This window comes from Methylobacterium nigriterrae (assembly GCF_037106235.1).
Lineage (GTDB): Bacteria > Pseudomonadota > Alphaproteobacteria > Rhizobiales > Beijerinckiaceae > Methylobacterium > Methylobacterium nigriterrae.
In genome coordinates this window covers 1-5014 of the sequence record NZ_JBAWTG010000226.1, presented here as the reverse complement: position 1 = coordinate 5014, position 5014 = coordinate 1, and the positions used below count along the sequence as shown (strand labels likewise).

The 5014-nt window shown below is 60.0% G+C and carries 4 protein-coding genes and 1 pseudogene; 1 reads left to right on the top strand and 4 read right to left on the bottom strand.

Annotated elements, in window-relative coordinates; all coding sequences use genetic code 11:
• Positions 1 to 246 precede the first annotated feature (246 nt).
• The 3 genes and pseudogenes from WDW90_RS34855 to WDW90_RS34845 all read right to left on the bottom strand — a co-directional run bounded on the left by WDW90_RS34855 (position 247) and on the right by WDW90_RS34845 (position 2374).
• Positions 247 to 723 (bottom strand): Ros/MucR family transcriptional regulator, encoded by a 477-nt coding sequence (locus tag WDW90_RS34855; RefSeq protein ID WP_336492310.1) that lies wholly within the window; start codon positions 721 to 723, stop codon positions 247 to 249.
• A 318-nt stretch (positions 724 to 1041) separates the two neighbouring features.
• Positions 1042 to 1461: pseudogene (locus WDW90_RS34850) on the bottom strand (Ros/MucR family transcriptional regulator); the annotation flags it as partial.
• Positions 1462 to 2014: 553 nt separating this feature from the next.
• Entirely contained in the window at positions 2015 to 2374 is a 360-nt protein-coding gene (locus WDW90_RS34845) for a hypothetical protein (protein WP_336492307.1), read from the bottom strand.
• A 302-nt stretch (positions 2375 to 2676) separates the two neighbouring features.
• Between WDW90_RS34845 and WDW90_RS34840 the strand changes: the two genes are divergently transcribed.
• Positions 2677 to 2937, top strand: coding sequence for a DUF6894 family protein (locus WDW90_RS34840; protein ID WP_336492306.1), 261 nt, complete (start codon positions 2677 to 2679; stop codon positions 2935 to 2937).
• Between the two features lie 220 nt (positions 2938 to 3157).
• Here the strand turns inward: WDW90_RS34840 and WDW90_RS34835 are convergent, their stop codons facing one another.
• On the bottom strand, positions 3158 to 3874 hold the full coding sequence (locus tag WDW90_RS34835; RefSeq protein WP_336492305.1) for a response regulator transcription factor: 717 nt from the start codon (positions 3872 to 3874) through the stop codon (positions 3158 to 3160).
• Positions 3875 to 5014 lie beyond the last annotated feature (1140 nt).

Below are 5014 nucleotides of genomic sequence, written 5' to 3'. Positions count from 1 at the left end.
CAGACAGGAGACAGAGAGTGCCGCACCTCCGGCTCACCGGGCCTTGGCCGATGCCCGTCGCGAGCTGGAGCGCTGGGAATGCACCTGTCGTCAGGCCGAGGCTTTCGTCGCGAGAGCGCGTGCGGCTCTCTGAGGCGCAACACCAGTGCCACGGTCAACCCCATGCTGCTGGCTGTTGGCGCCTTGTCTTTCTGTAGATCCGGTCGCTAATTCCGGCCAGCGACCGGGCTGGTGAGCCTTTCTCTGTCAAGCCGCCTTCCAGTGACCTCTGCCCTTAGGCTCCTCCACCGAAGCCTGGGCGCCCGGCCGTCCAAGCCCGATGGCCTTGGCGAGTTCCGAGCGCTGGGCGGCGTAGTTGGCGGCGACCATCGGGTAGTCGGCCGGCAGGCCGTAGCGCTGGCGGTAGCTGTAGGGATCGAGGCCGTGGGACGAGAGATGGCGCTTGAGCGTCTTGTAGGGCTTGCCGTCGATGAAGCTGTTAAGCGCATCCGGCGTGATCGACTTGCGGATCTGCGCGGGCGTCGCCTTCTCCACCTGCTCCTCGGCTGTGGCAGCCTGCGCGGTCTCGTTGGCGAGACCGGCAAGCGAGGTATGAACCGCCTGGATCAACGCAGGGAGTTCAGCAGGAGCCACGTGGTTGCGCGAGACGTAGGCCGAGATAATGTCGGCGGCTTGCGCAATGAAGTCGATGTGGGGCTGCAAAGAAGCGTTCTCGGGTTCCATACTGTTCTCCGGTGAACCTCAGGCATAAGCGGCCATCGCTCACGCAAGGTACAGGCAAATAGCGCCTTCCAATGCCATGGAAACAGCTTATGTGGAATTCTGATGCTTCACATCATGAATTTTTTACGTTGCAGACCTCTCGACCGGTTAACGGAGCAGTGCAGGGCCCCTCCCCGGCTGGTAGGCTCGCCCGTCACTGTCGAGGGCCGGGCGAGCTACGCTGAGGTTTGCCTGTCTCAGGTGCTGGGCTGAGCCTTGCGTCGTTCGCCACGCTCGTTGCTCGATTCGGCGCCGGTCTCATCAGTGTCACGTGTTCGGTGCGGCCTTCCGGCGCTGTTGCCCCAGGCCGAGGTCTCGGGCGAGCTGAGATCGCTGTGCCGAGTAGCTCGCCGAGGTCATCGGATAGTCGACGGGCAAGCCCCACTTCGCCCGATACTCGTCAGCTGTTAAGCCCCGCAGCGTCAGGTGCCGCCTCAAGGTCTTATACGGCTTCCCGTCCTCGAAGCTGATCAGGTGGTCGGGTGTGATGGATTTCTTGATCTGCGCAGGCGTCACCCGCCCCGGTCCGGCGGCGGCCTGATTTGAGCCAGAGGCAACTCCGCTCAGCGCGGCATGAACGCTGGCCAACAAGGCAGGTAGTTCACCCGCCGGCATCGAGTTGTTCGACACGTAGGCCGAGACGATCTCGGCAGCGAGTTCTACGTAGTTCTCCCGCGCTACCTGTTCAGCGTCACTCATTTGCGAGCCCCTCCTCTGCTCTCTTGCAGCCAGATTGTCTTCTGCGACAGGAGATAAGACAATATAGATGAAATTGCGCTTTTCAGAATATGGCGCGAGACAAAGATGTGGGTCATTTGGCGTAATCAGTGAGTTGTGCAGAGTTCGAAGGAACTGCCTCAGCTCATCTGAGCAGTCAGTTGAGCTTTTAGGGCACCATCCTGCGCTGGGCGGTACAGGTGGTACAGGTGGTACCCGAAGGGGAAATCTTGGGCGGAGGCGGTACCGGGCAGGGTACCGGGTGGGACCGGTCTCTCGCCAACGACCTGCCGGTACCGCCTGGGCTTGCCTGGTTCTGCTCTGCAGTACCACCTGTACCGCCTGTACCACCCTGCGGAGCCCCTGGAAGCACACGCAGTATGCCTGCCTCGGGGTCGGTTGTGCCTCCTCCCGGCAGCGTATGCCTGGTGGCCGAGGCGGTTCTTCGTAAGATGAATCGTCATCAGTTCAGCGGGGTATTCACCATCGTATGCCGTGGCTTGGCTTGTCGTGGTCTCTCGGTGGGACCGCGCCCTCAGCCGCCACCAAACGTGAGTTTGAAAAGCATGGCATCCCGCTTGTAGTGGAAGCGCACGTTGAACGTGGTCTGCGCTCCAGTGCTGGCCTCAGCGTCGTGCCTCACGCGCACCAAGTTGCCGTACTTCCTCAAGAACTCGCCATAGCGCTTCTCCATCAGATAGCATGCCAGAAACGTGGCCATATCCAGACCCAGCAGCGTGCTCGGAAAGGAGAGTTCATGCGGCAGATCATTCGCCAGCAGTTTCGCGAACCTGCCTGCGAAAGCCGATGCCTCGATGTGCGCCGTGTATGCAGCGATGCTGATCGTGATCTCGTGTGGGTAGTAACCGCCATCTGGTACGTGTTTGTATTCCATTGGATCACTCCTTGACGGGAGTGACGACTGACCTGTTGCTGACGATCTCCCCCGTCGAGGCCAGCCTTCGCCGGTGACAGGCTGCTGCGCATCCAGCTCAATCATGGGCCGGTACGCCGTCCAGCCGCTCCATAGTCTCCCTGCCGCCTTCTTTGGCGGCTCATCAGCCTTGATGCTTCTTGTGCGGCTGGGCCGGTCCGACAGGTTGGTCATAGGCGAAACTGGCCGCAGTTCAGGAGCGATGGCGTACACTATCGAACCGTGTTAGCCTCTGATGCTCAGGCGACCGTCTCACGACGGGCATGAGCGAGGAGAACCGTGTGCAGGAGCGCTTCTACTTCGATCTCACGGACGGCTGCACTGCTTGGAATGACGACGAGGGCATAGAAGCGCCGGATTTGGATCATGCGCTGGCGCAAGCGTTCTTAGCTCTCAAGGAAATGCGTCAGACGGGAGAGCTTGATCAGCTCGGCGAGGGTTGGCAGATGATCGTTCGGGATGAAGCGGACGTGGTCAGGCAGAGCTTCGTGATCCACGTCAGGCAGACCTATGTGACCCACTGAGATGTGGTGGCTTGTTTGAGAGAAGCTGGGCAGGCCCTCGCGTCTTCACTTGATGCACCGAATCAGGTGGTCAGCCAAGTACATTCCCTCACAAGCCAGGAGCACAGTCCACCCGGTCAGACTCAGCCCCACAAAACGAAAAATCAAATTCCGTAAGCGAGGCTCTGGAACGTGGGTGACTAGCGGGGTCGCATTTACCCCTCCCAGCAACCCTCAAGACTCAGGCAGCTAGGATTGCGGATTGTTGAGCCGTCGTTGCCTGAGCGCAGATGCCATTTTCTCTTGCCCAGATAGCAGCTTGGGTTCGGTTCTGTGCTTTTATCTTCCGAAGAACGCTCTTGACGTGGACCTTTACGGTCGCCTCTGCGATATCGAAATTGCGTGCAATCAGCTTGTTAGAGCTGCCCATAGAAAGCCCCTGAAGGACCTCCAACTCACGAGGGGACAAGTTCTGTGGTGGCTTTCTGTCAGCGCTATGGTTGACGAGATCGGATGCTCCCCACGCGGACTCTGGCGTGCCGTAGTTCGCACTCGGGCTGGAAGCACCCCGAACCTGAATTCTCAGACCGGCTGATACGAGGTCGAGAACGCCCAGAAGCACCTCATTACTCACACTGGTGTCGAGGACTGCGGAGGCAGAATCAAGAAGACCGGGCGGAAGCAACCTGCCTTCGTCGTGACTAACCAAGATGACGAGCTTCAAGTCGCTCTGTCTGCTCATCACGTCGATCAGCAACGACGCCGTTTTGGGGGCGTCAATGGCGGCAATGATGAGTCCTCCGGCTGCAGACTCCTGGATAACTGCGTCCGGGGTATCCAGGGAGGTTGAGCTCTCAACTATGCTGAACCTCGTTTCCCGCAATACCGCTGTCAGCCCCACCCGCACGAGGCCGCTTGACGCAATCAGCACTGTTCGGACGGTCTCACTACGCAGCACATCCCCCTCCTCATGGATTAGAACAACTTGGATGCCACGAATTGAGGTTGCCACCATCGGTCCGCCCGACGAACCACCAATTGCTAATGATTGGTATGAATTTCACTGAATGGCGACCTTAGTATGAAGCCGTACGGTAGATCGAATGGACAAGCTTAGGTCGAGGCTTCCTTTGCCCTGGGCTGATCGAGTGCCGCGGACAATGAAGGCCGGCTGATCGCTCTGGTCAGCGAACAGGAGTGGCAGCGCCTTTGAGAGGCGGTATCAGCCGTCCAATGCGTGGAGGAGGTAGTACCCGGCGAACCGCATGGCCTCACTCGCCGCCCCGGGTCGGACGCCAGGGGCAGGCTCTTCCCTCGTGGTCGTGCCTCCGAAGGCCCAGGTCCCGCCTCTGATGAACGCTGGCACCGGGCGATCCTGACGAACGGCGCAGCGCAGGGTGGGCTGCCGTCTACGCTGGAACATGAAGGCGGCATAGGCGGGCAGGTCATGCCTCCCGCGCTCCGGTCCAGGTGGCGCCACAGCGAGTGATGCGGAAGCGCGAGCCCTGGTCCATGAGCACGGCTCGTTCGTGGCCGCTCTCCTTTCCCAGTCTAGCTTGGCGCCTAGTCGCCAGCTTCAGGACGGAAATGTGAGGGGCAAATCCGGAAATTCGCCTGAGGCAATGACTAGTCCACTTGCTTCAGTTATGTTTCCTAACAGAACAAGGACTTAGCTTGACAGGAATACTTCCATGGGAGAACAGCCCCTCTTTCTTGAGTTCCCGTACACCCTTACGGTGGCGTGCGCCGAGGAGGACCCCGCGCAAGGCCTCGCCTACGCTTGGGAGCTGGGCGCGTGCGGTGAAGATTGGGTCTGGTACTGGGCTGACCCCGACCACGTGCGGGTTTCCTTCAAGCGTGAGGTGGATAGCAGCGCTTTCCTATCTCGCGCTCCCTCTGGGTGCAGAGCCGTAGGCAGCACAGAGCCCGTAAATCATACCGCTGAGCTATAAGATCTGACCCACCCGGTGGTCTCCGCTTGCCGATCGTGGTGGGTCAGCGTCGCGAAATAGGATAGCAGTTTCGTCCGGAAACGTACAACAAGGACCGGCCTCACTGAGCGTATCACGCAGCGTTTCTCGGGACTCCAGCCGTATCA